Here is a 24,379-nt window from a genome sequence, read left to right as displayed (position 1 = left end):
CCTGCATCCAGCAGAACAAAACCTCCCTTCACTCAGGGCGCAGAGCGCCCCCCGAACCAAGGGAGGTTGCCATGGACGATACTCCCACTCTCGCGCCCGACTCATCGGAGCCTGTCCCGCAAAGCCTGCTGGCAATCTGGCAGGAGCGGATACGCACTCGCTGGAAATTGGCGCAAATGGCACAGGAGAATCCGCACCTGCTCAAGGATATCGGCCTGACGAAACAGCAGGTCGAGACCGAGATCGCCAAACCGTTCTGGCGGACGTAGCTGATTTCAACGATGTGGATCGAAGCGTCGGCTCCCGTCACCAATCGGTGTCGTTTGGGCTATCAATCGATGCGACGTAGTGGCCCACGACAGCAGGACAGCATGACCCTCGCCGAATACAATGCCTTCTGCGCCGCCCTGCCCGCGACCAGCCATGTTATGCAATGGGGCGGCGCCGATGTCTGGAAGGTCGGCGGCAAGGTCTTCGCCCTCGGCCGCGACGATGCCGAGGGGACGCTGTTCGTCTCGTTCAAATGCTCGCCGATGGCCTATGAGATGCTGCGCGACGCGCCCGGCTGTCGCCCGGCGCCCTATCTCGCCTCGCGCGGGATGAAGTGGATCCAGCGCTTCTCCGACGAGGGCCTGCCTGACGACGCCTTCCGCGACTATCTGCGCGAGAGCCATCGGCTGGTCGCGGCCGGGCTGACGCGGAAGGTTCGGGTGGAGCTGGGGCTCAGCTGACTACCTCGTCATTCTCGGGCGAAGCGAAGCGCAGGCCCGAGAATCTCATGATAAGAAGGCGCCATTCAGAGCTTCCTCCGGCCTGAGATGCTCGGGTCAAGCCCGAGCATGACGCGCGTTTCTTACACCGTTGCATCGCCCCTGAGCACCGGCACGCAACCGCCGCCGACCGTCGCCCGGATCTCGCCATCGACACGCCGCGCCGTGACATTCAGCAGGCTCGGCCGGCCCATCTCGACGCCCTGCGTGATGTCGAATGCCACGCTGTCCTTGTCGGAAAGCGACAAGGTCAAAGCAGCCAGGGTCGCGCTGGCGCTGCCGGTCGCGGGATCCTCCCAGGTGCCGGCGAGCGGGGCGAACATGCGGGCGCGGACCCTGTCGCCGTCCCAGGCATAGAAGAAGATCGACAGGCGCCCTTCCAGCACCGGGTTGGCCTCGGCTAGCCGCCGATAGGGGGCGATCTCCGGCATCGCCCGTGTCAGTGCCTCCGGCGTGACCTCGGCGAGCACGAACTTGACGCCGACCGAGGCCTGCTGCGGCGGATGGCGACCGGTGAGCACATCCCGTGTGGAGAGCCCGGCGCAGGCGGCGATCGTATCAGGCGGCAGCTGGATGCCGAGCGAGAGCGCCTGCGGCGCGGCGATGGTCGCCCCCGTCACCAGCCCGGCTGCATCGCGCGCGACCCGGACCTCGACAAGCCCCGCGAGTTCCTCGAACAGCAGGATGCCGTCGCGGTCGCGGCCCTGGCTGGCGAGCACGCAAGCCGTGCCGACATTGGGATGGCCGGCGAAGGGCATCTCGGCGGTGCGATGGAAGATCCGGACGCGCGCCGTGTTGGCCGGATCGCTCGGCGGCAGCACGAAGGTCGTCTCGCTGTAGTTCATCTCCGCCGCCAGCGCCTGCATCTCGGCATCCGACAGGCCGCGCGCATCGGTGAAGACGGCGAGCTGGTTGCCGCCGAAGCGGGTGTTGGTGAAAACGTCGACGGTTTCGAACGGATAGGTCGGCATGGCGGTCTCCGGCTGCCTGATCAGGCGCGGAGACTGCCACCCGGTGCCGCGTCCGGGAAATCAGGATTCGGAATGCGACCGATCACGCGCTGACGGGTTTCAGGCCCACCAGCGCTCGCCGACCGGGAAGCGGCCGGCGGCCTCCTCGATCACCTGCCCGAGCGAGAACAGCGTCTCCTCGTCGAAGGGCCGGCCGATCAGCTGCAGGCCGAGCGGCAGACCCTGGCTGTCGAGCCCGGCAGGCACGGCGATGCCCGGCAGGCCGGCCATGTTCACCGTCACCGTGAAAACGTCGTTGAGATACATCTCGACCGGGTCGGACGAGCCCTTCTCGCCGATGCCGAAGGCGGAAGACGGCGTCGCCGGGGTCAGCACCGCATCGATGCCCTGGTCGTAGACCTGCTCGAAATCGCGCTTGATCAGCGTGCGCACCTTCTGGGCGCGCAGGTAATAGGCGTCGTAATAGCCCGAGGACAGCACATAGGTGCCGATCATGATGCGGCGCTTGACCTCGGCGCCGAAGCCGGCGGCACGGGTCTTCTCATACATCTCGATGATGTCGCGGCCCTGCTCGCGCAGGCCGTAGCGGACGCCGTCATAGCGAGCGAGGTTGGAGGAGGCCTCAGCGGGCGCGACGATGTAATAGGCCGGCAGCGCGTATTTCGAGTGCGGCAGCGAAATCTCGACGATCTCGGCGCCGGCGGCCCTCAGCCAGTCGATGCCCTGCTGCCAGAGCGCGTCGATCTCGGGATTGAGGCCTTCCAGCCGGTACTCCTTGGGAATGCCGATGCGCATGCCTTTCACCGATCGGCCGACGGAGGCCTCGTAGTCCGGGACAGCCCTGTCCACCGAAGTGGTGTCCTTCGGGTCGTGCCCGGCCATGGAACGCAGCATCACGGCGCAGTCGCGCACCGTCTTGCCGATCGGCCCAGCCTGGTCGAGCGAGGAGGCGAAGGCGACGACGCCCCAGCGCGAGCAGCGGCCATAGGTCGGCTTGATACCGACCGTGCCGGTGAAGGCGGCCGGCTGGCGGATCGAGCCGCCGGTATCGGTCGCGGTCGCGGCGAGGCAGAGATGCGCGGCGACGGCTGCGGCCGAGCCGCCGGAGGAGCCACCCGGCACGAGATGATTGCCTTCGATCGCGCCGGCGGCCCCTGCCCCGACATTGGAGCCCTGGCGACGCCAGGGGTTGACCACCGGCCCGAAGGCCGAGGTCTCGTTCGACGAGCCCATGGCGAACTCGTCATTGTTGAGCTTGCCGAGCATGACGGCGCCGTCGCGCCAGAGCTGCGACGAGACGGTCGATTCATAGGGCGGTACGAAATTGCCGAGGATGCGCGAGCAGGCCGTGGTGCGCACGCCTTCGGTCGCGAACAGATCCTTGATGCCGAGCGGCAGGCCTTCGAGCGGGCCGGCCTCTCCCCTGGCGAGCTTATCGTCAGAGGCGGCGGCCTGCTTCAGCGCGTGCTCCGGCGTCTCCAGCACATAGGCGTTGAGCGCCCGCGCCTGCTCAATGGCAGCAATATGAGCTTTGGCGAGCTCGGTGGCGGAGAACTGCTTGGCCATCAGCCCTTCGCGGGCCTCGGTCAGGGTCAGGCGGGTGAGATCGGTCACGGGGAATATCCGTAAAACGTACAGGAACGGCAATGAGGGTGAGTGGAGCGCGTCAAGCGCTCATTCGATCACCTTCGGCACCATGAAATAATCGTCCTCGGAGGCCGGCGCGTTCGCGACGATCTCGTCGGCGATCTCCCCGTCGTTCACCACGTCCTGGCGCTTCTTCATCACCATAGGTGTGACCGAGGTCATCGGCTCGACGCCAGAGACGTCGACCTCGTTGAGCTGCTCGACGAAGCCGAGGATGGCGTTGAGCTCGCCTTGCAGCTTCGGCACATCCGCATCATCGACGGCGATGCGCGAGAGATGCGCGACGCGTTTGACGGTGGCGGCGTCGACCGACATGGGCGGGCTCCTGAAACTTCGCGGGCGTCGTTGGGTACGATTTGTAATCAGCGGCTATAAGGTGCCGGCAAGCCAGCCGCAACAAGCCGGACCTCAACCTTTCAAATCGAGCGCCGGAACCCCTCTCCTGGAAGGAGAGGGGTAGGGGTGAGGTGTTCGGACCGAAAACGTGAGCTTGAACCCGATCGCGCGGTGGGCGGTCGCGCAACTGGTCAAACGGCCTACACCTCACCCTGCCCTCTCCTTCCAGGAGAGGGTTCCCCGCGCCTTGCTGCCCGACCTTCGCAATCTTTCAGATCGTCGCCGCCTTGCCCTTCTCCGGCACCAGCACCTCGACGCCGCTGCCCTTCAGCCCATCGACGAAGACCGCCGCATCCTGGGCGATGATCGGGAAGGAGCCGTAATGGCAGGGAATCGCGAGCTTCGGCTTGACGAAGCGGGTCATCGCCAGCGCTGCCGTCCTGGCACCCATGGTGAAGCGGTCGCCGATCGGACAGATGCAGGCTTCGACGCCGTGGATCTCGGCGAGCAGGGCCATGTCGGAGAAGATGTCGGTGTCGCCCATGTGCCAGAGCGTCTTCTCGCCCGACGCCTTGATGATCGCGCCATTGGCGTTGCCGACGGGGACGGCCACGCCCGCTTCGCCCATGCCGGCCGAATGGTCGGCCCGGACGAGCGTCACCGAGAAGGCTCCGAGATCGACGGTGCCGCCGGTGTTCATCGGCTGGAACTTCTTCAGCCCCTTCGAGGCAAGGTGCATGCAGAGATCATAATTGGTGATCACCGTGGCGTCGTTCGCCGCGGCGATCGCGAGCGTATCGCCGACATGGTCGCCATGGCCGTGAGTGACGACGATATGACTGACGCCCTTGCTTGCGGCGGCAGCGTCGCCCTCGAAGGCGGGGTTGCCGGTGAAGAACGGGTCGATCAGGACCGAGGCGCCGGGCAGGTCGAGCCGAAACGCCGAATGGCCAAACCAGGTGAGCTGCATGATGGTCTCCGCGAAAGGCTGGACAGCGCCTGTCTAGGCCGGCGAGATGGCGTAGCCAAGCCGGCCCGAACCCGGAGCACTCTCTCATGACCGATGCAGCCACCCTCGCCCGCCGGATTGCGCAAGGACGCGGCGATGAGCCGGCCGATCTCGTCATCCGCGGCGCGCAGCTGTTCGATCTCGTCTCGGGTGACCTGATCGAAACGGACATCGCGCTCTGCGGCGACACGATCGTCGGCACCTACGGCCGCTATGAGGGCAAGGCGAGCTTCGATGCCTCCGGCCTGATCGCAGTTCCTGGCTTCATCGACACGCATCTGCATGTCGAATCCTCGCTGGTGACGCCGCTCGAATTCGAGCGCTGCGTGCTGCCGCATGGCGTCACCACCGCGATCTGCGATCCGCACGAGATTTCCAATGTGCTCGGCGCGGAAGGCATCCGCTATTTCCTCGACTGCGCCGAGGCCATGCGCATGGATTTGCGCGTGCAGCTCTCGAGCTGCGTGCCGGCGACACATCTGGAGACGGCTGGTGCGGCGCTGGAGGCTGGCGACCTCACCCCGTTCATGGACCATCCCAAGGTGATCGGGCTCGCCGAGTTCATGAACTTCCCCGGCGTGCTGCATCGCGATCCCGGCTGCCTCGCCAAGCTGGAGGCGTTCTCACACCGGCATATCGACGGCCATGCGCCGCTGGTGCGCGGGCTCGACCTCAACGGCTATCTCTCCGCCGGCATCCGCACCGATCACGAGACCACGACCGCCGACGAGGCCCGTGAAAAGCTCGCCAAGGGCATGGCGATCCTGATCCGCGAGGGCTCGGTCTCAAAGGATCTGCACGCGCTGATCCCGCTGATCAGCCGCGACACCTCGCCCTTCCTCGCCTTCTGCACCGACGACCGCAACCCGCTCGACATCGCCGAGGAAGGTCATCTCGACTACATGATCCGCACCGCGATCGCGCATGGTGCCGACATCCTGGCGACCTATCGCATTGCGAGCCTGTCGGCGGCGCGGAATTTCGGCCTGTTCGATCGCGGCTTCATCGGCCCCGGCAAGCGCGCCGACATCGTGCTGGTCGACGATCTCGCCGCTTGCCGCGTCAAGCAGGTTTTCGCTGGCGGCAGGCTGGTCGAGGGCGAGCTATTCGAAGGCCGGAAGGCGGTCCCGCCCGTGGGCCTCGCCAGCGTTCGCAGCCGCAAGCTCGCGCCGGAGGATTTTGCGGTGAAGGCGCGCGACGGCGAGACGCCGGTGATCGGCGTCGTGCCGGGCCGGATCATCACCGAGCGCCTTTCGATGCGCCTGCCGGCGAAAGACGGCCTCGCCTTGCCCGATCTCGACCAGGACGCCGTCAAGGTCACGGTGATCGAGCGCCATGGCCGCAATGGTGGCACCGCTTCAGGCTTCGTCCATGGCTTCGGCATGAAGCACGGCGCCATCGCCTCCTCGGTCGGCCATGATAGCCATAATCTCTGCGTCGTCGGCGTCGACGAGGCCTCGATGGCGGCGGCGGCCAACCGGCTGATCGAGATCGGTGGCGGCTTCGCAGTGGCCGATGGCGGCAAGGTCGTGGCCGAGCTGGCGCTGCCCGTCGCCGGGCTGATGAGCGACCAGCCCTTCGAGACGGTGCGGCACGGGCTGGAAGGCCTGCGCGCAGCGGCAAAGGCGCTCGGCGTCGTGCTGGCCGAACCCTTCCTGCAGGTCGCCTTCCTGACCCTGCCGGTGATCCCGCATCTCAAGATCACCGACAAAGGCCTTGTCGATGTTGATCGATTCGATTTCGTTTGAGCTGCGCCGTCATTCTCGGGCTTGACCCGAGAATCTCGTAACGAGATCGCGCTGACTGGCGCCTCTTCCGGCCTGAGATGCTCGGGCGAAGCCCGAGCATGACGCGCCTTTTTCAGAGACTGACCTCGATTCCCTCCGCCCGCGCCTTGGCCCGCAGCCCATAGCGCCGCATGCCCGGCAGGCGCGTGCCCGGCTGCTCCTCGATCGCATGGGTCAGCAGCTTCATGCGCTCGGCGAACCAGTTGCCGCCCATGCTGGCCGGCTCGATGGCGAGGATGAGCTGTCCGGTGTCGGGCGGCCCGCCCTGGTCGTCGAGGAAGGACGAGGCTTGGAAGGCGAAGTGCGTTCCGACCAGCGCCGCGGCGAGGATCTCGACCATCATGGCCAGCGTCGCGCCCTTGGCGTCGCCGAGCGGGACCATGGTGCCGGCGATCGCCGCGGCCGGGTCGGTGGTCGGCCTGCCGGCGGCGTCGAGCGCCCAGCCCTCGGGGATTGGCTCGCCCTTCTGCCTGGCGGCGACGATCGGGCCGCGCGCCACCTTGGACAGGGCCATGTCGATCACCAGCGGCTCCCGGCCAGCCAGAGGCGCGGCGAAGGCGATCGGATTGGTGCCGAAGACCGGCTTGGCGCCGCCCCAGGGCGCCATCGCACCGGGCGTGTTGGCGAAGAGCAGCGCGACGAGCCCCTGCTCCGCCAGCCGCTCGACATGCAGGCCGGCGGCGCCGCAATGGTTGGAGCGACGGATCGGCGCGGCGGCAATGCCCTGCTTGCGGGCGATTTCGGGCAGTTCGATCACGGCGAGGTCGATCGCCGGATAGGCGAAGCCATGGGCGGCGTCGATCGCCAGCACGCCGGGCTTGGGCTGGCGCGCGATCGGCACGGCCTGGCCGTCGATCTTGCCAGCGCGCAGCATGGAGATGTAGGTCGGGACGCGCGACAGGCCGTGGCCCTTGAGCCCGTCCGCCTCGGCCATGACCAGCGCCAGCGCGACGGACGCCGCATTGGCTGGCGAGGCGCCGGCTTCGATGAAGAGATCCGCGACCTTCTGCTCGGCCGCTTCCAGCGAGAGCTTCGTCATGACCTGCCCTCCAGCGCGGCCATGACCCGCTCGGCGACGAGGCCGGAGACGCGGCCGTTCGATTCCACCGTATTGCCGGCGATATGCGGCGTCAGGATCAGATTGGGCGTGCCGGCGAATATCTTGGCGCCGTCGGCCTTGAGCGGCTCCTGCTCGAAGACGTCGAGCGCCGCTCCGCCAAGGCGGCCGCCCTTCAATGCTGCGACCAGCGCCGCCTCGTCCATGATGCCGCCGCGTGCGGCGTTGATCAGGATGGCGTCGGGCTTCATCTTGGCGAACGCCGCCTCGCCGATCAGTCCGCGCGTTTCGGGCGTCAGCGGCAGGTGGATCGAGATCACGTCGGAGGTCGACAGCAGCGCGTCAAGCTCGAGCTTCTCGATGCCCTGCCAGGCATCGCCAGCCGGGACATAGGGGTCATAAGCCGCAACGGTCATGCCGAGCGCCCTGGCGTGACGCGCCGCGTCGCGGGCGATCGCGCCGAAGCCGACCAGGCCCATGCGCTTGCCGGCGATCTCGCGACCGATCAGCTTGGTCTTCGGGAACTCGCCGGCGATCATCGCAGCATTGGCGAAATAGGCGCCGCGCAGCAACGTCATCGCCGTGCCGATCACATACTCGACAACCGACAGGCTGTTGGCGCCTGTCGCCGGGAAGACCTGGATGCCGCGGGCGGAGCAGGCCTCCATGTCGATATTGTCGAGCCCGACGCCGAGCCGGCCGACGACCTTGAGGTTCTTCGCACCGGCCAGCAGCGCGCCGCGAACCTGCGTCTGGTTGCGCACGATCAGCGCCGGGATGTCCATCACCAGCCGCGCGAGCTCGTCGGGCTTGCCGAAGAGATCGGGATCGTGATGGACGCTGTAGCGCGCCTTCAGCGCCGCCACCGCCGCCTCGTCCATGAATTCGGTGATGACGATGTCGGTCATGGCTGTTTCCACTGTGAGGTCCAGTCAGCCGAGCAGGATGATCCCGCCCGTGGCGACGATAAGAATGACGAGGCTGGTGCCGGTGACCACGGCGAGATGGCGCCAGCCGAGCCGGGCCATCGCCGCGATCGAAGTGCCGAGGCCGAGCGCCGCGATCGCGATCAGCAGGCCCCAGCGCGAGATTTCGAGCAGGATGTCGCGGATCGGCAGGTAGATGCTGGCGAGCCCTGCCTGTGTGCTCAGCACGCTGTTGATCAGGCACATGATCAGGAAGACGAAGGCGAAGACGGGGACCGGCACCTTGGCATCGCCATGGGTCTCGCCATGGCGGGTCAGCCACCAGCCGACGATCAGCACCGCGGGCAGCAGCAGGAAGACCCGGAACAGCTTGACGATGACAGCCGCGTTCGCGGCCTCGTCCGAGACCGCCTGGCCGGCGCCGACGACCTGGGCGACGTCATGGATGGTCGCGCCGAGCATGACGCCGGTCTGCTGCTGCGAGAGCCCGAGCCAGACGCAAAGCAGCGGATAGGCCAGCATCGCGACCGTGGCGAGCACGTTCATCGCGATCACGGTGAAGGCGGTGTCGGCGGCCTTGTTGCGATAATCGGGCACCACCGTTGCCGTGGCGAGCGCGGCCGAGGCGCCGCAGACGGCGGTGGCGACGCCGCCCAGCGCCCCGACGCCGGGCTCACGGCCGAGCAGCCGCGCCAGCACGAAGCCGGTGACGACGGTCACGACCATGGAGACGACGACGAGCAGAGCCGTACCGAGGCCGAGCGCGGCGATGTCGCCGAGCGCGACGCGCAGGCCGAGCAGTGCGATCGCCCAGCGCAGCAGCTTCTTGACGCAGAAGGTCATGCCCGGCTCGAAGCGCCTGGTATTGGCGATCGGGTGCAGGATCATGCCGATCACCAGCGCAATCACCACGGCCGGGATGCCGACGCGCCCGCCGGCGAGCTGCTTCAGCACAGGCTCGGCCAGGACGGAGGCGATCGCCACCGCTGCTGACAGGGCGATGCCCGGCGCGAGCCGCGCCAGCATGCCGCCCTTCGCCCCTTCCGTGAGTGTCACCATCAATCGAGCCTGATCAGGAAACGCAGATGCGGTTCGGTGCCGTAGCGCGGGTTGACGAAGGATTCGACGAAGACGCCGCCATTCTTCTCGATGACCCGACGCGAAGCATGATTGTCGGGATCGCAAGTGATCTCGACCTGCGTCAGGCCGACATCGCGCGCTTCATCGAGAATCAAGGCCAGCGCGTGCGTGCCATAGCCGCGGCCACGATGCGCCGGCAACAGCGTATAGCCGATATGTCCCAGCACATGCTCCGGCAATGCGGCCGTGCCCTCCTGCCAGCGCAGACTGATCGAGCCGACCAGCGGCTCGCCCGGCTGGTCGAGCGCGACGATCCAGCGCAAGCGATCCGGCAAACGCCTGACCTCGAGCCCATCGGGCAATCGGATCATCTCGCCCGGCCGAAGCAGCCAGGCAATGAACTCGTCCGGATCCTCCTCGATCCGGACGAGGTATTCGTCGCTGACGTCGCGCGAATTGTTCGGCGACCAGCCAGCGCGGAGCGCCGCAGAATAGGCCGGCAGCAGCGCGCGCGAAGGCCGGCGCAGGCCGACCCGCGCCTCCCTTCCGTCGCGATGCTGCGTTGCGGTGGTCATCAGTGCTCTAGGCGCTGCGGTATAGCTTGGTCATCGAGAACTCGCGATGGCCGAGCGCTTCGGCAGCTGTGAGGCGGCCATTCGCGGTACGCACGATGTTCTCGATCAGCGCGTCGCCGGCCTGCGGGATGGTCAGGTCACGGCGCAGGATACCGGAGACGTCGACGTCGATGTGCTCGGGCATGGTGCGCATCGTCTTCGGGTTGCCGGTGATCTTGATGACCGGGACGATCGGGTTGCCGATGACGTTGCCCTGCCCGGTCGGGAAGGTGTGCACGACATAGCCGCCAGCCGCCATCAGGGTCACGCATTCGGCGGCGGCCGACGAGGTGTCCATGTAGTAGAGGCCCGGACCCTTCTCCGGCGCCTGCGCCGGCTCGAGGATGTCGATGAACTTGCACTCGCGGCCGATCTTCTCGAGGTTGCCGAGCGCTTTCTCCTCGATCGTGGTCAGGCCGCCGGCGATATTGCCCTTGGTCGGCTGCGAATCGGAGAGGTCGTCGGTCTTGTGGGCCTCGATGACGTCGTCCTGATAGGCCTTCCACATCTTGTACCAGCGCTCGCCGACCTCCGGGGTCGCGGCGCGCGCCTTGCAGAGATGTTCGGCGCCGGTGATCTCCGAGGTCTCGCCGAAGACGCCGTAGACGCCGCGCGGGATCCACTTGTCGTACATGTTGCCGACGGTCGGGCAGGAGGACAGGCCCGTGGTGGTGTCCGATTCACCGCATTTGGTCGAGACCCAGAGCTCCTCGATGCCGCACTTTACGCGCTGCAGCTCTGTCGCCCACTGCACGAACTCCTTGGCGACATAGGAGGCCTTGGCGATGGTGGCGATGTCGCCATGACCCTCGATGCCGAAGCCGACCACCGGCTTGCCGGTCTTGGCGATGCCGTCGACGACGCGCTTGGTCCAGCCGTCCTCGATGCCGATGACGATGACGGCGGCAACGTTCGGGTTCGAGCCGGTGCCGATCAAGGTGCGGAAATGGACTTCCAGATCCTCGCCGAACTGCAGGCGGCCATAGGCATGCGGGATGGCGAGCGTGCCCTTGATGTTGTTGGCGACGGCCTCGCAGGCGGCGTTGGAGAGATCGTCGAGCGGCAGCAGCAGCACATGGTTGCGCACGCCGACGCGGCCATTCTCGCGGCGCCAGCCCATGAAGGAATCGAGGCTGCGGCCGGTTGGGCGCTTGACGAAGGGCGTCTTGAACTCGGGGGCCTCGATCTTGCGGCCCTTCACCCGGGCGAGCTTGCCTTTGACGAGGTCGAAATTGGCGACGATGGAGGACATTGGCGTTTCCTGGATGTTGGGGCTCGACCTAGCGGGAGCCCTGGGATCGGAATGGGCTAAGACCGGCGCTCACCAGCGCTTGGTCTTGGCATTGTGGACGTGGAGATGCTCGCCCTTGCCGACGTCGGCGATGGCCTTGCCGATGTCCTGGCCGTATTTCCAGATCGTATCGCCCTTCTTGATGTCCTTGAGCGCGACCTTGTGGCCGATCGGGATGTCCATCTTGGCGGCGAGGCGGAAGTCAGAATTGTCGTGGGTGACGACACAGAGCATGTCGGTCCCAGCCTTCAGGCCCTCGACGACGACGACACCGACCGTGTCCTTCTTCTCGTGCACCAGCAGATGCGGCTTGCTCATGGCTGATATCCCTGACCGTTTCCCGTGATCTTCACGCCGTGACCCAATTCGTGAAATCGGGCTCGACGCGGCTGCGCTCAAGTCTTATATAAGACATATGAGTGTGCACAAGCTCGAAATCGCAGGGCAGTCCCGCGAGCCCGATACGCCGGAGACGCTGGGCTTCCGGCCGCTCTACCGGCAGGTGAAGGCGATCTTCGTGCGCAGGCTCATGGATGGCGTCTGGGCGCCCGGCGCGATTTTGCCGAGCGAGGGCCAGCTCGCCGCCGAGATCGGCGTCAGCCAGGGCACGGTGCGCAAGGCGCTCGACGAGCTCGCCGCCGAGAACCTCGTGGTGCGGCGCCAGGGCCGCGGCACCTTCGTCGCCGAGCATGACGAGCGCCGCATCCTGTTCCAGTTCTTCAAGCTGGCGCCGGACCAGGGCGAACCGCGTTTTCCAGACAGCGTCGTGCTTTCGGTGACAACCGCCCTCGCGGACGAGGCCGAGCGCGCAGCACTCGACCTCGCCGAGGATACCGCCGTCATCCGCATCCGCCGGCAGCGCGCCTTCGATGGCGCTCCCCTGATCGTCGAGACGCTCAGCCTTCCGCAGCAGCTCTTCCCGGGGCTGGAGAACGGGCCGATCCCGAACAATCTCTACAGCCTCTATGCCGGCCATTATGGCATCACCATCGCCAATGCGCGCGAACGGCTGAAGGCAGTGGCGCTCTCCCCGGAAGATGCCGCCGCGCTTGGAGCTGCTGCCGGCGAGCCGGCCCTGCAGATCGATCGCATCGCCCTGTCGCTCGACGGCACGCCCGTCGAGCGCCGGCTCAGCCTGTGCCTGACCCAGGAGGTTCACTACCTCTCAGATCTGCGCTGAGCCGTCTCCGGATCACCAGTTCGTTGAAGCGCCAATCATCGCTATCGGCGCAACATCAGTTTGTTGTCGAATCTTCTTAAAGTTTCGCTCGAAATCGAGCGAGCCACGCTCGATGACCAAGAACCACGAGATTTCGACCAAGCCGACGCAGAGCGGCCGCCCTATTGGAGGAAACGAATGATCGCGCATGTCCGCAGATTCCTCATGACGCGCCGCGGCGCCCTGGCAGGCTTGGCCCTGCTTGGACTAGGCACAGCTGCCCCGGCGCAAAGCTTCCCGACCAAACCGATCACCCTGATCGTGCCTTTCGCCGCCGGCGGCCCCAGCGATGTGATCGCTCGCCTGCTCGGCGAGCATATGGGCCGCACGCTCGGCCAGCAGGTCATTGTCGAGAACATCGCCGGTGCCGGCGGCACGGCCGGCGCCAAGCGCCTCGTCGCGGCCGATCCGGACGGGCACACCCTGCTGATCCACCACCTCGCCCTCGCCGCGGCGCCGGCGCTCTACGCCAATCTCGGCTACGACACGCAGACCGCCTTCGCACCGGTCGGCCTCGTCAACACCGGGCCGATGGTCATCGCCGGCAAGCTCGCTTTGCCTCCGGTCGACGGCAAGGCCTTCTTCCCCTACGCCAAGCAGCAGGCCGAGAAGCTCACCGTCGCCCATGCCGGCGTCGGCTCGAACGCGCATCTGTGCGCCGTGCTGATCTCACAGGCACTGGGCGTCAAGCTCGCCCAGGTCGCCTATCGCGGCACGGGGCCGGCGATGAACGACCTCGTCGGCGGGCAGGTCGACGTGCTCTGCGACCAGTCGACCACGGCGGTGCCGCAGATCCAGTCCGACAAGATCCGCGCCTATGCCGTGACCTCGCCGGAGCGCCTCGGCGTGCTGCCGAACGTTCCGACCTCGCGCGAAGCCGGCACCGAGATCGACATGACGATCTGGCACGGGCTTTACGCGCCGAAGGGCACACCGGCCGCAGCGCTCGACAAGCTCAACGGCGCGCTGCAAGCGGCGTTGAAGGACCCGACCGTGCTCGAGCGCTTCAAGTCGGTCGGCACCAGCGCCTTCCCGAGCGCCGAATGGACGCGTGAGGCCCATGCCAAGCGCTTTGCCGCCGAAGTTGCCAAATGGGGAACGGCGCTGAAGGCTGCCGGGTTGACGCCGCAGAACGCCAACTAGACCTGGGCTGGGCCGCTCGCCTCTACGGGCGGCCCGTGCTACCGGCCACGGATGGCCACCAATCTCGTCGACCTCGACCAGTTCCTCGCCCTGCCCGAGCACGCACGCCTGCTCGGGCTGGACCTTGGCACCAAGACGATCGGGCTCGCTTTGTCCGATGTCGAACGCCGGATCGCGACGCCGCTGGAGACGATCCAGCGCATCAAGTTCCGCCAGGATGCTGCGGCGCTGCTGAAGGTGGCGGAGAAGCATGCGATCGCCGGTCTGGTGATCGGCCTGCCGCTCAATATGGACGGAACGGAGGGTCCGCGGGTCCAGTCGACCCGCGCCTTCGTGCGCAATCTCGCGCCGCTGACGGCGCTGCCGATCGTGTTCTGGGACGAGCGGATGTCGACGCTTGCCGTCACCCGTACCCTGCTCGACGCCGATGCCTCGCGCGCCCGGCGCGCGGCCGTCGTCGACAAGATGGCCGCCGCCTATATCCTGCAGGGCGCGCTCGACCGGCTCGCCCGTCTCGGATCGGACGGGGGCGAGCCGGAGGATGGCTGGGCTACGGAATGACGTAGCCGCGCTTGATCGCCTTCTTCTGCGCGTCGCGATGGTTCTTGATCGCGCGCTTCTGATCGTCGATGCTCATGCCCGCCATCGGGTTGCTGGGATTGGGGCCGCGCCGATAGCCGCCACCGTCCTGGCCATAGCGCCGGTCGTCGCGTCCATAACTACGGTCATCACGCCCATAACCACGGTCGTCGCGACCATAGCCCCGGTCACGCCGGCCCTGATCGTAGCCCCGGTCGTAGCCTCGGTCAGAGCCTGCGTCATAGCCACGGCGGCGGCCATAACCGTCATCGGAATAGTACTGGGCCATCGCCGCACCGGAGCAGAGCACCGCCAGGGCGGCCGCAGCGCAACCGGACAGCAGCGTCTTGAGCGAGGATTTCATCGTCTTTCTCCAAGGCGACGGCTCCGGGAGCGGAACCGCGAGTTCCCATACGCCGTGAAAAGGGCCACTCCCGTCATGCGACGGAAGCGACCCTTCTAAGCCTAGGCGGCAGGCGTTCAGAATTGATTAAGGCTGTTTGTCCGGGCCGGTGCTCAGCGATAGCTGCCGCCGGCAGGGTCGCGGATGTTGTCGGGGACGTAGTAGCGCGGCGCGTAGTAGCGGCGCGGCGCCACATAGACCGGCTCGTCATAGTAGCCATCGTCATAGCCATAGACCGGCTCGGCATAGGCCGGACGGCTGGCCGCTATCGCCGCCGCACCGAGGATGCCGAGGCCGACGCCGGCCGCGATCGCCGCGCCGCGATTGCCGCCGCGCCAGCCGCGACGATAATACTGCGAATAATCGGCCTGCGCCGCATCGAGGCGGCTCTTGTCGAAGCCGACCGGACGGGTCTCGCCCGCCATGACAGGCGTCAGGCCTGCCGCCAGAACGCTGCCGGTGACGGCGAGCGTCACGAGGAAGCGGCTCTTTCCGAAAACTGACATGGCAATCTCCTTTCGGCGGATCACCGCCCTGGCGCCTGATCTAGCTCGCCCCGGTTGAACCGGGCCTGAACCAATCGCGGCCAAATTGCGACCGATGATCAACGCGCCATGCCTAAAACTGTTCCTCCCGAGAAATTTATTACACGCAGTGATTGCATTTCTGCAGATCGAGTAGCAAGAATAGCGTCGTCGAACGCCGGTTCGTTTCCTGCAATTAATGCGGCCACGGGGGTGGGCGAGATGAGGAAAGCAACATCACGGCGAATCAAGGAGGATAAAATCTATCAGGATGACAATCGGTTGCCCCGAGTTTCCGGTATCGGCCGCAGGGTTTCGGCCTCGCCCGGCCCGCACAATATGGACGCGCTGGCGCGCATGCAATTGGAAGTTGCATCCTACATCGAGGAGATCAGCATCGAGCTCGGCGCGATGGCCCGGGCAGCGCAGCTCAGCAGCCTCGCTTATTTCGTCGAGATGACGCGGCTGGAAGCTGCGATCAATCGCCGGACCTGCCAATTGCAGCTCGGCGAAACGGCCGATCCCGACATCTAGCCGTAGGCATCCGGCTTTTGCAGATTATTAAACTATAGGTTGCAAAAATTTGAATAAGCAACCTGACGGGAGTGCCCGATGCCGGCTCCTCCGACGACCGCCTACCCTCGCAGCGACCTCCTCTTCTCGCAAGGTCGGCAGGTCTACGGCGAACCCGAAACTCTGGCCTTGCAGCTGCTCGTCGAGAAACGGGCCCGCCAGCGTGATCTGCAGCGCGACATCGCCGTCAAGGCGGCGAGGACGCTCGCCGAACTCAGCGACCAGGCCCGCGCCGCCGATCTCGACCTGCTCGTGACCTTCCTGGAGCTCGCGGCAGCGGAGGCAGAGCGCGAGCGTTGCCGCTGGGGCGAAACCACGGGCTGATCACCCGGCCCTCGTGCTCACGCTGACCGTGAGAGCGCACCTCCGGCATGGCGCTGCACCATGCCTTCCAGTTCCAGCTCCAGCAGGATGCGGCTGACCTCGCGCGCCGGCTGGCCGCTGGCGCGAACGAGATCGTCCAGCACCATGGGCGTCGCTCCGATCAGGTCGAGCAGGCGTCGACGGGGAGCATCTTCGACCTGCCCCTCCTGCGCCATGGGCTCGCGCTCGAGCTCGAGCTTCGGGGCCGGCAGGACTTCAGGCAGATCGAGTTCATCCCAGAGCGCTTCCTTTCGACGCTCCGTACCGGCCTCTTCGCGTGCCAGAATGGGCGCAGACCCGAACAGGTCGCCCTGCCGGAGCATCGGCGCGAGTACATCGACGACATGCGCCGTCTCGGCGCAGAGGATCGCGCCTTCGCGAATCAGGTGGTTGCCGCCCTCGGCGCGCGGATCGAGCGGCGAACCCGGCACGGCGAAGACCTGGCGCCCCTGTTCATTGGCGAAGCGGGCGGTGATCAGCGAGCCGGATTTGCGCGCGGCTTCGACCACCACCGTCCCTAGCGCCAAGCCCGAGACGAGCCGGTTGCGTCGCGGAAAATCACGCCCACGCGGCACCCAGCCGAGCGGCATCTCGCTCAGTGCGGTGCCACGCCCGCGGATGCGGTCCAGCAAGGGGATGTTCTGCGGCGGATAGACCTCGTCGAGGCCGCCGGCCAGTACGGCGATCGTGCCGCTCTCCAGGCTCGCCTGATGTGCGGCCGTGTCGATGCCGCGCGCCAGCCCGGAGACGACGACGAAGCCGGCCTCGCCCAGTTCGCGCGCCAGCGTCGCGGTGAACTTGAGCCCGGCAGCGGACGCATTGCGCGAGCCGACCAGGGCGACGCAGGGTCGATTGAGCACCGCCGGGTCGCCCTCGATCGCGATCAATGGCGGAGCCGAATCGATCGCCTGCAGCGGCACTGGATAGGCCGCCTCGCCGAGCGCAATCAGATGGGAGCCGCGCCGGCGCAGCGCCTCGAACTCACGCTCGGCCTCGGGTGGCGTGCACAGCCTGAGCGTCCGCCCGGCCTGCCGGCCTAGCTCAGGCAAGGCGTCGAGCGCGCCACCAGCACCGCCGAAGCGGTTGACCAGGGTGCGGAAAGTGCGCGGGCCGATGCTCTCGCTGCGGATGAGACGGAGCCAGTCGAGGCGTTGCCGGTCGTCGAGAGCGAAACCGGCCATCGCCATTCAGCCCTTCTGTCCGATCTTGCCCTCGCGACCGGAGAGCAATCTCGCAATGTTCTCGCGGTGCATAAACCAGAGCAGTAGCGCGAGGATCGCCATCAGCCCGGCCGCCTGGACATCACGAATCCAGAACCAGAGCAGCAGCGGCGTCAGCAGGCTCGCGATCAGGGCCGAGAGCGAGGAATACTTGGTCAGATAGGCGATGCTGAGCCAGATTGCGGCGAAGATCAGCGCGATCGACCATTTCAGCCCGATCAGGATGCCGAGGAAGGTCGCGACGCCCTTGCCGCCCTTGAAGCGCAGCCAGACCGGAAAGAGATGGCCGATGAAGGCGCCGAGGCCGGCAGCCAGCGCCGCGCTCTTGCCGCCGAGGAGCCAGCCGGCGAGCAGCACCGCGGCAGTGCCCTTCAGCATGTCGCCAAGCAGCGTCAGCGCCGCGAGCTTCTTGTTGCCGGTGCGCAGGACGTTGGTGGCGCCGATATTGCCGGAGCCGATCGTGCGCAGATCCGGGCCGCCGGACAGCCGGGTTAGGATGATGCCGAAGGGGATCGAACCGAAGAGATAGCCGAGGACGAGCGCGGCAATCCCCATCGGGCCTGAAAACGCCCAAGCGAACGCCTCAGCCATGTAATCTCCCCTGCCCGCCTTGGTTGAGCTTAAGCTGCTTCGCCGCGATAGACCACCCGGCCGCCGACCCAGGTCGCCTGCACGATTCCCTGCAGCCGCGCCTCATCGAAGGGCGAGTTCTTGGCGCGCGATTTGAGCTTGCGCTTGTCGACGACGAAGGGTGCGTCGATGTCGATCAGAGCGAGGTCGGCCGGTGCGCCTATCGCAAGTCGACCGCAGCCAAGGTCCAGCAGTTCAGCCGGCCGGCTCGACAGGGCTGCGAACAGCGAGGCAAGCCCGATCTGCTCGCCGTGATAGAGCCTGAGCGCCGCCGGCAGCAAAGTCTCGATGCCGAGCGCGCCGTTGGCGGCCTCGGCGAAGGGCTGGCGCTTGGTCTCGACGTCCTGCGGATCGTGGTCGGAAACGATGACGTCGATCAGACCCTCGGCCACGGCCTCGATCATCGCCAGTCGCTCGTCCTCGTGCCGCAGCGGCGGCGAGACCTTGCAGAAGGTGCGGTACTCGCCGACATCGTTCTCGTTCAGGCAGAGATTGTTGATCGAGACGCCGCAGGTGACGTTGAGCCCGTCTTCCTTGGCCCGACGGATCAGCACGAGCGAATCCGAGCAGGAGACCATGGCGGCGTGGTAGCGGGCGCCAGAGGCGCGGGCGAGGCGCAGGTCGCGTTCCAGCATTACCGTCTCGGCCTCGTGCGGGATGCCGGGCAGGCCCTTGCGGCTGGCGAACTCGCCCTCGTTCATCACGCCGGTACCGCGCAGGTCGGGATCCTCGACATGGTTGATCAGCAGCGCGTCGAAGTCGCGGGCGTAGATCATGGCGCGGCGCATGAGCTGGGGGTTGCGCACGCCGTTGGCGCCGTCGCTGAAGGCGACCGCACCGGCTTCGAGCAGCAGGCCGAACTCGGTGATCTCCTTGCCGTGCAATCCCTTGGTGAGCGCCGCCGCCGGCAGGACATTGACGATCGCCTTGTCGCGGGCGCGGCGCTTGATGAAGTCGATGACGGAGGGATCGTCGATCGGCGGATCGGTGTCGGGGCGGCAGATCACGGTGGTGACACCGCCGGCCGCGGCCGCCTGCGACCCGGTGCCGAGCGTCTCGCGGAATTCGGCGCCGGGCTCGCCGAGGAAGGCGCGCAGGTCGACGAGGCCGGGCGCCAACACGAGGCCCTGGCCGTCCTCGATCGCGATATCGGCCGGCAGTTCCGGACGGTCGCCGCCCCAATGGACGTCGGCAATCAGCCCGTCGCGGATCAGAACGCTGCCGACGCCTTCGCGGCCGGAGGCGGGATCGACCAGCCGCGCACCGAGGATCGCACAGCCGCTAGTTTGCTCGCTGCTGTCAGCCATCGCTACGCTCGACCTCGTTCATGCGCTCGCGGCGCTGCGTGAAAACATAATGCCAGAATCCGACCAGCCCCCAGATGCCGACGCACAGGAGCGCGCCGAGCAGCACGATCAGCCAAGTCCAGGCCGAACGTGGCTCGGCATAGATGAAGCCGGCCATGACCAGGATATAGAGGCCAACGAAGACAATCCGGGCCCGGTGCATCTGTCGCAGCAGCCAGGCGAGGAAGAGCTCCATCGGGCTCAGCCATTTGGGAGATGCTGCGCAAGCGCATCGAGCACTGCCATGCGCACGGCGACGCCCATCTCGACCTGCTCGCGGATCAGCGACTGGGCGCCGTCCGCCACCTCGGACGAGATCTCGACGCCGCGGTTCATCGGGCCAGGATGCATGACGAGCGCGTCCGGCGCCGCCAGCGAGAGCTTGTCGCGATCGAGCCCGAAATAGCGGAAATATTCCTTCGAGGACGGCACGAAGGCGCCGTTCATGCGCTCGAGCTGGAGGCGCAGCATCATGACGATGTCGACGCCCTCCAGCCCCTTTTTCATGTCGCGGAAGACCTCGACGCCCATGCGCTCGACACCAGCCGGCAGCAGGGTCGAGGGCGCGATCAGGCGAACCTTGGCGCCAAGCGCGCTGAGCAGGATGATGTTGGAGCGGGCGACGCGCGAATGCACGATGTCGCCACAGATCGCGACGGTCAGCCCGGCGATGCGCCCCTTGTTGCGCCGGATCGTCAGCGCGTCGAGCAGCGCCTGTGTCGGGTGCTCATGGGCGCCGTCGCCGGCGTTGACGACCGAGCAGTCGACCTTGCGGGCGAGCAGATTGACCGCGCCGGCCGCGTGATGACGAACGACCAGGATGTCGGGCCGCATCGCGTTCAGCGTCGCAGCGGTGTCGATCAGCGTCTCGCCCTTCTTCACCGATGAGGAGCCGACCGACATATTCATGACGTCGGCGCCGAGGCGCTTGCCCGCGAGCTCGAAGGAGGCTTGCGTGCGCGTCGAGGGCTCGAAGAACAGGTTGATCTGGGTGCGGCCGCGCAGCGTCGCCGTCTTCTTCTCGATCTGCCGCGAAAGCGCGACATAGGTCTCGGCGCGCTCTAGCAGCGCCTCGATATCCAAATGGGACAGCCCCTCGATCCCGAGGAGATGCCGGTGCGGATAGAGCGGAGCGGTCGATGTCATTTGAAGACCGCTGTTTAGGGGCGAGTCGTGGCCGGCGCAAGGCAGCGTGCATGTTCTCTGTGGGTCATTCGGCCTTCAAAGCGTAGACATGCGCCTCGCCCGGGAACTGGTGACTGCGCACCTCGGCGGCATAGGTTCGCACCGCCTCGCGCGCCTGGCCGGCGAGATCGCCATAGGCCTTGACGAATTTCGGCACGCGGCCGGTGAGGCCGAGCATGTCGTCGAGGACGAGCACCTGCCCGTCGCAAGCCGCGGACGCGCCGATGCCGATCGTCGGGATCGTGATCCTCTCGGTGATCTCTACTGCCAGTGGCTCGGCCACTGCCTCGACCACCAGGGAAAAGGCGCCTGCATCGGCGATCGCCGTGGCGTCGGCGATGAACGCCGGCCATTCCGCCTTGCTGCGCCCTTGTGCCTTGTAGCCGCCGAGCGTGTTGACCGCCTGCGGCGTCAGGCCGACATGGCCCATCACCGGCACGCCGCGCTCGACGAGGAAGCGGACTGTCTCAGCCATGCGCTGGCCGCCTTCGAGCTTCACGGCGCCGGCGCCGGTCTCCTTGAGCAGCCGGGCAGCGTTGCGGAAAGCCTGTTCGCGGCCTTCCTCATAGCTGCCGAAGGGCATGTCGATCACGACGAGTGAACGCGTCGTGGCGCGCGTCACGGCCTGGCCGTGCAGGCTCATCATCTCCAGAGTGACGGGGACGGTGCTGTCGAGCCCGTAGACGACCATGCCGAGCGAGTCGCCGACCAGGGCGATGTCCGAGACCTCGTCGACGATCCTCGCCATCGGCGCCGTATAGGCGGTCAGGGCGACGAGCGGCTCGCCGCCCTTGCGCCCGCGGATATCGAGCGAGGTCAGGCGGCTTGTCCGGTTCTGCGATGACATGCGGGATCTCCTGACATACATCAAAAACAGCGTTGGCTGGTGACCTAGCCTGACCACCCTGCCCTCGAAAAGCAGAATCGGGTTTGACAGGACCGGCCGCGTGAACCACTTTCGCGCGCAATCCCGAACCGCTATCAACGCGCCCCGCGCCAAGTTCGGCGAGGCTGGCATACCAATGCCGCCCCCGCTCCTTGCCTACGAGATCGAAAGCGTCATGAAGCTCCTCGTCGTCGAGTCGCCGGCCAAGGCCAAGACGATCAACAAGTATCTGGGCTCCGACTACGAGGTCATCGCCTCGTTCGGGCACATTCGCGACCTGCCCGCGAAGGATGGCTCGGTCGATCCCGAGAACGACTTCGCCATGCTGTGGGAGACCGAGGGGCGCGGCGCCAAGCAGGTCGCCGAGATCGCGCGGGCGGCGAAGAACGCCGAGAAGGTCATCCTCGCAACCGACCCGGATCGCGAGGGCGAGGCGATTTCCTGGCATGTGCTGGAAGCACTGAACCAGAAGCGTGCGATCAAGGGCATCCCGGTCGAGCGCGTCACCTTCAACGCCGTGACCAAGGACGCCGTGCAGAAGGCGCTGGCCAATCCGCGCCCGATCGACCAGGCGTTGGTCGACGCCTATCTCGCCCGCCGGGCGCTGGACTATCTCGTCGGCTTCACGCTCTCGCCGGTGCTCTGGCGCAAGCTGCCCGGCGCCCGCTCGGCTGGACGCGTCCAGTCGGTCGCGCTGCGCCTGGTCTGTGACCGCGAGCGCGAGATCGAGGCCTTCCGGGCCCGCGAATACTGGTCGCTGGTCGCGACGCTCGCGACCCAGAGCGGCGCGACCTTCGATGCCCGCCTCTCCGGCGCCGACGGCAAGAAGATCACCCGGCTCGACATCGGCACGGGCGAGGAGGCGCAAGCCTTCAAGACCGCACTGGAGACCGCGCGCTTCTCGGTCGCCGAGGTCGAGGCCAAGCCGGTCAAGCGCCATCCGCAGCCGCCCTTCCAGACCTCGACCTTGCAGCAGGAGGCCTCGCGTAAGCTCGGCATGGCGCCGGCCCGCACCATGCAGGTCGCCCAGCGCCTCTATGAAGGCGTCGACATCGGCGGCGAGACCGTCGGCCTGATCACCTATATGCGTACCGACGGCGTCGACATGGACGGCTCGGCGATCGCGGCGGCGCGCCGCGTCATCGGCAAGGAATTCGGCGACAATTACGTGCCGGGCGTGCCGCGCAAGTACACCGTCAAAGCCAAGAACGCGCAGGAAGCGCACGAGGCGATCCGCCCGACCGATCTCGGCCGCCTGCCGGCCATGATCGCGCGCCATCTCGAGCCGGAGCAGGCCAAGCTCTATGAGCTGATCTGGAAGCGCACCATCGCCAGCCAGATGGAATCGGCCTCGATCGAGCGCACTACGGTCGACATCGCCGCCCAGGTCGGCGCCCGCGCGCTCGAACTGCGCGCCACCGGCCAGGTCGTGCTCTTCGACGGCTTCCTGACTCTCTATCAGGAGAGCCGCGACGACGAGGAAGACGAGGACAGCAAAAAGCTGCCCGCGATGAAGGCTGGCGATCCGCTGGAGAAGCGCGCCATCGCCGCCGACCAGCATTTCACCGAGCCGCCGCCGCGCTTCTCGGAAGCGAGCCTGGTCAAGCGCATGGAAGAGCTCGGCATCGGCCGGCCCTCGACCTATGCCGCGACGCTGGCAACGCTGCGTGACCGCGAATATGTCCGCATCGAGAAGAAGCGCCTGGTGCCCGAGGACAAGGGCATGCTGGTCACTGCGTTCCTCGAGTCCTTCTTCAAGCGCTATGTCGAGTTCGACTTCACCGCCAGCCTGGAGGAGAAGCTCGACCTGGTCTCCAGCGGCGATGTCGACTGGAAGGCGCTGCTGCGCGAATTCTGGGACGAGTTCACCAAGTCGATCGGTGAGACCAAGGAATTGCGCGTCGGCGACGTGCTGGAAGCACTGAACGGCATCCTGGGCGAGCACGTCTTCCCGCCGCGCGCCGATGGCGGCGATCCGCGCAGCTGCCAGGTCTGCGGCACCGGCACCCTCTCGCTCAAGCTCGGCAAGTTCGGCGCCTTCGTCGGCTGCTCGAACTATCCGGAATGCCGCTTCACCCGCCCGCTCAGCGCCTCCGCCGCCGACGGCGAAGCCTCGGCCGAGGGCGGGCAGGTCGTCAACGGCGTGCGCACGCTCGGCAAGGATCCCGTCACCGATCTCGAGGTCACCGCGCGCGAAGGCCGCTTCGGCCCCTATATCCAGCTCGGCGATGGCGAGAAGCCGAAGCGTTCGAGCCTGCCCAAGGGCGAGACCGTCGGCTCGCTGACGCTGGAAAAGGCGCTCGCTCTGCTCTCGCTGCCGCGCGAGGTGGCCAAGCATCCAACGAGCGGCGAGCCGATCCTCGCCGGCATCGGCCGCTACGGGCCTTACGTCCAGCACGGCAAGACCTACGCCAATATCGACAAGGACGACAATATCCTCGACATCGGCGCCAACCGGGCGATCGACCTGGTCGTCGCCAAGGAGAGCGGCGCCGGCGGCCGTCGCTTCGGCAGTGCCGCGGCGACACCGGGGCGCGATCTCGGCGAGCACCCGCAGGGCGGCAAGATGGAGGTCAAAGCCGGCCGCTACGGCCCCTATGTCGCCTGGGGCAAGGTCTTCGCCACCTTGCCGAAGACGATGGCTCCGGAGAGCATCACCGCCGAGCAGGCGATCGAGCTGGTCAACGCCAAGGCGGCAGCCGGCGGCGGCTCGAAGAGCAAGGCGAAGGCGCCTGCCAAGAAGCCGGCGGCGGCCAAGAAGGCTCCAGCGAAGGCCAAGACCGCCAAGGCCAAGAAGGCCGGCGCAACCGAGGGCTGAGA

Annotated in this window: 28 protein-coding genes; 9 read left to right on the top strand and 19 right to left on the bottom strand. The window is 66.8% G+C overall.

The genetic code is table 11. The features are described 5' to 3' along the window. Window positions 1-71: 71 nt before the first annotated feature. Entirely contained in the window at window positions 72-269 is a 198-nt protein-coding gene (locus AC3WLC_RS16130) for a DUF1127 domain-containing protein (protein ID WP_493684934.1), read from the top strand. Window positions 270-371: 102 nt separating this feature from the next. Continuing rightward, window positions 372-731 carry an MmcQ/YjbR family DNA-binding protein gene (locus AC3WLC_RS16125; protein ID WP_493684933.1) on the top strand — a complete coding sequence of 120 codons (360 nt, stop codon included), beginning with the start codon at window positions 372-374 and terminating at the stop codon, window positions 729-731. A 122-nt stretch (window positions 732-853) separates the two neighbouring features. Here the strand turns inward: AC3WLC_RS16125 and AC3WLC_RS16120 are convergent, their stop codons facing one another. The 4 genes from AC3WLC_RS16120 to AC3WLC_RS16105 form a co-directional block, all read right to left on the bottom strand. Next, window positions 854-1,741: a PhzF family phenazine biosynthesis protein gene (locus AC3WLC_RS16120; protein WP_493684932.1), complete on the bottom strand. Its 888-nt coding sequence runs from the start codon at window positions 1,739-1,741 to the stop codon at window positions 854-856. A 99-nt stretch (window positions 1,742-1,840) separates the two neighbouring features. Beyond that, window positions 1,841-3,355: an Asp-tRNA(Asn)/Glu-tRNA(Gln) amidotransferase subunit GatA gene (gene gatA, locus AC3WLC_RS16115; RefSeq protein ID WP_493684931.1), complete on the bottom strand. Its 1,515-nt coding sequence runs from the start codon at window positions 3,353-3,355 to the stop codon at window positions 1,841-1,843. Between the two features lie 60 nt (window positions 3,356-3,415). Beyond that, entirely contained in the window at window positions 3,416-3,703 is a 288-nt protein-coding gene (gene gatC, locus AC3WLC_RS16110; RefSeq protein WP_137880711.1) for an Asp-tRNA(Asn)/Glu-tRNA(Gln) amidotransferase subunit GatC, read from the bottom strand. Window positions 3,704-3,995: 292 nt separating this feature from the next. Further along, complete coding sequence (locus AC3WLC_RS16105) at window positions 3,996-4,694, bottom strand: metal-dependent hydrolase (RefSeq protein ID WP_493684930.1); 699 nt, start codon at window positions 4,692-4,694, stop codon at window positions 3,996-3,998. 86 nt (window positions 4,695-4,780) lie between these two features. Between AC3WLC_RS16105 and ade the strand changes: the two genes are divergently transcribed. Next, on the top strand, window positions 4,781-6,481 hold the full coding sequence (gene ade, locus AC3WLC_RS16100; RefSeq protein WP_493684929.1) for an adenine deaminase: 1,701 nt from the start codon (window positions 4,781-4,783) through the stop codon (window positions 6,479-6,481). 112 nt (window positions 6,482-6,593) lie between these two features. Here ade and AC3WLC_RS16095 read toward each other — a convergent pair whose 3' ends face one another. The 6 genes from AC3WLC_RS16095 to AC3WLC_RS16070 all read right to left on the bottom strand — a co-directional run bounded on the left by AC3WLC_RS16095 (window position 6,594) and on the right by AC3WLC_RS16070 (window position 11,806). Then, window positions 6,594-7,559, bottom strand: a complete 966-nt coding sequence (locus tag AC3WLC_RS16095) for an Ldh family oxidoreductase (RefSeq protein ID WP_493684928.1) — start codon at window positions 7,557-7,559, stop codon at window positions 6,594-6,596. Further along, window positions 7,556-8,485, bottom strand: coding sequence for a hydroxyacid dehydrogenase (locus AC3WLC_RS16090; RefSeq protein WP_493684927.1), 930 nt, complete (start codon window positions 8,483-8,485; stop codon window positions 7,556-7,558). Before AC3WLC_RS16090 ends, AC3WLC_RS16095 begins: the two co-directional genes overlap by 4 nt. A 24-nt stretch (window positions 8,486-8,509) precedes the next feature. Next, window positions 8,510-9,562: a YeiH family protein gene (locus AC3WLC_RS16085; protein WP_493684926.1), complete on the bottom strand. Its 1,053-nt coding sequence runs from the start codon at window positions 9,560-9,562 to the stop codon at window positions 8,510-8,512. Beyond that, window positions 9,562-10,158 carry a GNAT family N-acetyltransferase gene (locus tag AC3WLC_RS16080; protein ID WP_493684925.1) on the bottom strand — a complete coding sequence of 199 codons (597 nt, stop codon included), beginning with the start codon at window positions 10,156-10,158 and terminating at the stop codon, window positions 9,562-9,564. Before AC3WLC_RS16080 ends, AC3WLC_RS16085 begins: the two co-directional genes overlap by 1 nt. A 7-nt stretch (window positions 10,159-10,165) precedes the next feature. Continuing rightward, complete coding sequence (locus tag AC3WLC_RS16075; RefSeq protein ID WP_346360159.1) at window positions 10,166-11,317, bottom strand: UxaA family hydrolase; 1,152 nt, start codon at window positions 11,315-11,317, stop codon at window positions 10,166-10,168. Window positions 11,318-11,518: 201 nt separating this feature from the next. Beyond that, the gene (locus AC3WLC_RS16070) at window positions 11,519-11,806 is read right to left on the bottom strand and encodes a UxaA family hydrolase (RefSeq protein ID WP_326873770.1); all 288 of its coding nucleotides are present in this window, start codon (window positions 11,804-11,806) and stop codon (window positions 11,519-11,521) included. Between the two features lie 103 nt (window positions 11,807-11,909). On the opposite strand from AC3WLC_RS16070, the gene AC3WLC_RS16065 reads away from it, so the two are divergent. After that, window positions 11,910-12,668, top strand: a complete 759-nt coding sequence (locus AC3WLC_RS16065) for a GntR family transcriptional regulator (RefSeq protein ID WP_493684924.1) — start codon at window positions 11,910-11,912, stop codon at window positions 12,666-12,668. Between the two features lie 12 nt (window positions 12,669-12,680). On the opposite strand, the gene AC3WLC_RS16060 is transcribed toward AC3WLC_RS16065, so the two are convergent. After that, window positions 12,681-12,857: a hypothetical protein gene (locus tag AC3WLC_RS16060; protein WP_493684923.1), complete on the bottom strand. Its 177-nt coding sequence runs from the start codon at window positions 12,855-12,857 to the stop codon at window positions 12,681-12,683. Window positions 12,858-12,872: 15 nt separating this feature from the next. Between AC3WLC_RS16060 and AC3WLC_RS16055 the strand changes: the two genes are divergently transcribed. Then, window positions 12,873-13,850 (top strand): tripartite tricarboxylate transporter substrate-binding protein, encoded by a 978-nt coding sequence (locus AC3WLC_RS16055; protein ID WP_493684922.1) that lies wholly within the window; start codon window positions 12,873-12,875, stop codon window positions 13,848-13,850. A 51-nt stretch (window positions 13,851-13,901) separates the two neighbouring features. After that, complete coding sequence (gene ruvX, locus AC3WLC_RS16050) at window positions 13,902-14,411, top strand: Holliday junction resolvase RuvX (protein ID WP_493684921.1); 510 nt, start codon at window positions 13,902-13,904, stop codon at window positions 14,409-14,411. Here the strand turns inward: ruvX and AC3WLC_RS16045 are convergent. Together AC3WLC_RS16045 and AC3WLC_RS16040 are read right to left on the bottom strand one after the other, a co-directional pair. After that, complete coding sequence (locus tag AC3WLC_RS16045) at window positions 14,401-14,793, bottom strand: hypothetical protein (protein WP_493684920.1); 393 nt, start codon at window positions 14,791-14,793, stop codon at window positions 14,401-14,403. The two genes, ruvX and AC3WLC_RS16045, sit on opposite strands and share 11 nt — an antisense overlap. A 152-nt stretch (window positions 14,794-14,945) precedes the next feature. Beyond that, a complete protein-coding gene (locus tag AC3WLC_RS16040) occupies window positions 14,946-15,338 on the bottom strand; it encodes a hypothetical protein (protein WP_493684919.1) in 393 nt (130 codons plus the stop codon). A 108-nt stretch (window positions 15,339-15,446) separates the two neighbouring features. On the opposite strand from AC3WLC_RS16040, the gene AC3WLC_RS16035 reads away from it, so the two are divergent. Next, on the top strand, window positions 15,447-15,890 hold the full coding sequence (locus AC3WLC_RS16035) for a hypothetical protein (RefSeq protein ID WP_493684918.1): 444 nt from the start codon (window positions 15,447-15,449) through the stop codon (window positions 15,888-15,890). 78 nt (window positions 15,891-15,968) lie between these two features. Then, window positions 15,969-16,253, top strand: coding sequence for a hypothetical protein (locus tag AC3WLC_RS16030; protein WP_493684917.1), 285 nt, complete (start codon window positions 15,969-15,971; stop codon window positions 16,251-16,253). 17 nt (window positions 16,254-16,270) lie between these two features. Here AC3WLC_RS16030 and dprA read toward each other — a convergent pair whose 3' ends face one another. From dprA to panB, 6 genes are all read right to left on the bottom strand, one after another. Continuing rightward, complete coding sequence (gene dprA / locus AC3WLC_RS16025) at window positions 16,271-17,479, bottom strand: DNA-processing protein DprA (protein WP_493684916.1); 1,209 nt, start codon at window positions 17,477-17,479, stop codon at window positions 16,271-16,273. Further along, a complete protein-coding gene (gene plsY / locus AC3WLC_RS16020; protein ID WP_493684915.1) occupies window positions 17,480-18,103 on the bottom strand; it encodes a glycerol-3-phosphate 1-O-acyltransferase PlsY in 624 nt (207 codons plus the stop codon). It lies immediately after the preceding gene. A gap of 29 nt (window positions 18,104-18,132) precedes the next feature. Beyond that, complete coding sequence (gene pyrC, locus AC3WLC_RS16015) at window positions 18,133-19,449, bottom strand: dihydroorotase (RefSeq protein ID WP_493684914.1); 1,317 nt, start codon at window positions 19,447-19,449, stop codon at window positions 18,133-18,135. Next, complete coding sequence (locus AC3WLC_RS16010; RefSeq protein ID WP_493684913.1) at window positions 19,442-19,684, bottom strand: hypothetical protein; 243 nt, start codon at window positions 19,682-19,684, stop codon at window positions 19,442-19,444. The genes pyrC and AC3WLC_RS16010 overlap by 8 nt, the downstream gene beginning before the upstream one ends. A gap of 5 nt (window positions 19,685-19,689) precedes the next feature. Continuing rightward, window positions 19,690-20,634 carry an aspartate carbamoyltransferase catalytic subunit gene (locus AC3WLC_RS16005; protein WP_493684912.1) on the bottom strand — a complete coding sequence of 315 codons (945 nt, stop codon included), beginning with the start codon at window positions 20,632-20,634 and terminating at the stop codon, window positions 19,690-19,692. Window positions 20,635-20,698: 64 nt separating this feature from the next. After that, window positions 20,699-21,520: a 3-methyl-2-oxobutanoate hydroxymethyltransferase gene (gene panB / locus AC3WLC_RS16000; RefSeq protein ID WP_493684911.1), complete on the bottom strand. Its 822-nt coding sequence runs from the start codon at window positions 21,518-21,520 to the stop codon at window positions 20,699-20,701. Between the two features lie 214 nt (window positions 21,521-21,734). On the opposite strand from panB, the gene topA reads away from it, so the two are divergent. Next, complete coding sequence (topA, locus tag AC3WLC_RS15995; RefSeq protein WP_493684910.1) at window positions 21,735-24,377, top strand: type I DNA topoisomerase; 2,643 nt, start codon at window positions 21,735-21,737, stop codon at window positions 24,375-24,377. The last annotated feature ends 2 nt before the right edge of the window (window positions 24,378-24,379 follow it).

Source organism: Allobosea sp. GW821-FHT03A12 (assembly GCF_058986765.1).
Note: the sequence above shows the minus strand (reverse complement) of the source record. Positions and strands in the feature narration are given on the sequence as shown.

Coding starts and splice junctions, on each gene's coding strand:
- AC3WLC_RS16130 (WP_493684934.1), top strand. CDS start 72: ATGGACGATACTCCCACTCTCGCGCCCGACTCATCGGAGCCTGTCCCG.
- AC3WLC_RS16125 (WP_493684933.1), top strand. CDS start 372: ATGACCCTCGCCGAATACAATGCCTTCTGCGCCGCCCTGCCCGCGACC.
- AC3WLC_RS16120 (WP_493684932.1), bottom strand. CDS start 1,741: ATGCCGACCTATCCGTTCGAAACCGTCGACGTTTTCACCAACACCCGC.
- gatC (WP_137880711.1), bottom strand. CDS start 3,703: ATGTCGGTCGACGCCGCCACCGTCAAACGCGTCGCGCATCTCTCGCGC.
- AC3WLC_RS16105 (WP_493684930.1), bottom strand. CDS start 4,694: ATGCAGCTCACCTGGTTTGGCCATTCGGCGTTTCGGCTCGACCTGCCC.
- ade (WP_493684929.1), top strand. CDS start 4,781: ATGACCGATGCAGCCACCCTCGCCCGCCGGATTGCGCAAGGACGCGGC.
- AC3WLC_RS16095 (WP_493684928.1), bottom strand. CDS start 7,559: ATGACGAAGCTCTCGCTGGAAGCGGCCGAGCAGAAGGTCGCGGATCTC.
- AC3WLC_RS16090 (WP_493684927.1), bottom strand. CDS start 8,485: ATGACCGACATCGTCATCACCGAATTCATGGACGAGGCGGCGGTGGCG.
- AC3WLC_RS16085 (WP_493684926.1), bottom strand. CDS start 9,562: ATGGTGACACTCACGGAAGGGGCGAAGGGCGGCATGCTGGCGCGGCTC.
- AC3WLC_RS16080 (WP_493684925.1), bottom strand. CDS start 10,158: ATGACCACCGCAACGCAGCATCGCGACGGAAGGGAGGCGCGGGTCGGC.
- AC3WLC_RS16075 (WP_346360159.1), bottom strand. CDS start 11,317: ATGGGCTGGCGCCGCGAGAATGGCCGCGTCGGCGTGCGCAACCATGTG.
- AC3WLC_RS16070 (WP_326873770.1), bottom strand. CDS start 11,806: ATGAGCAAGCCGCATCTGCTGGTGCACGAGAAGAAGGACACGGTCGGT.
- AC3WLC_RS16060 (WP_493684923.1), bottom strand. CDS start 12,857: ATGCGCGATCATTCGTTTCCTCCAATAGGGCGGCCGCTCTGCGTCGGC.
- AC3WLC_RS16055 (WP_493684922.1), top strand. CDS start 12,873: ATGACGCGCCGCGGCGCCCTGGCAGGCTTGGCCCTGCTTGGACTAGGC.
- ruvX (WP_493684921.1), top strand. CDS start 13,902: ATGGCCACCAATCTCGTCGACCTCGACCAGTTCCTCGCCCTGCCCGAG.
- AC3WLC_RS16045 (WP_493684920.1), bottom strand. CDS start 14,793: ATGAAATCCTCGCTCAAGACGCTGCTGTCCGGTTGCGCTGCGGCCGCC.
- AC3WLC_RS16040 (WP_493684919.1), bottom strand. CDS start 15,338: ATGTCAGTTTTCGGAAAGAGCCGCTTCCTCGTGACGCTCGCCGTCACC.
- AC3WLC_RS16035 (WP_493684918.1), top strand. CDS start 15,447: ATGCCTAAAACTGTTCCTCCCGAGAAATTTATTACACGCAGTGATTGC.
- AC3WLC_RS16030 (WP_493684917.1), top strand. CDS start 15,969: ATGCCGGCTCCTCCGACGACCGCCTACCCTCGCAGCGACCTCCTCTTC.
- dprA (WP_493684916.1), bottom strand. CDS start 17,479: ATGGCGATGGCCGGTTTCGCTCTCGACGACCGGCAACGCCTCGACTGG.
- plsY (WP_493684915.1), bottom strand. CDS start 18,103: ATGGCTGAGGCGTTCGCTTGGGCGTTTTCAGGCCCGATGGGGATTGCC.
- pyrC (WP_493684914.1), bottom strand. CDS start 19,449: ATGGCTGACAGCAGCGAGCAAACTAGCGGCTGTGCGATCCTCGGTGCG.
- AC3WLC_RS16010 (WP_493684913.1), bottom strand. CDS start 19,684: ATGGAGCTCTTCCTCGCCTGGCTGCTGCGACAGATGCACCGGGCCCGG.
- AC3WLC_RS16005 (WP_493684912.1), bottom strand. CDS start 20,634: ATGACATCGACCGCTCCGCTCTATCCGCACCGGCATCTCCTCGGGATC.
- panB (WP_493684911.1), bottom strand. CDS start 21,520: ATGTCATCGCAGAACCGGACAAGCCGCCTGACCTCGCTCGATATCCGC.
- topA (WP_493684910.1), top strand. CDS start 21,735: ATGAAGCTCCTCGTCGTCGAGTCGCCGGCCAAGGCCAAGACGATCAAC.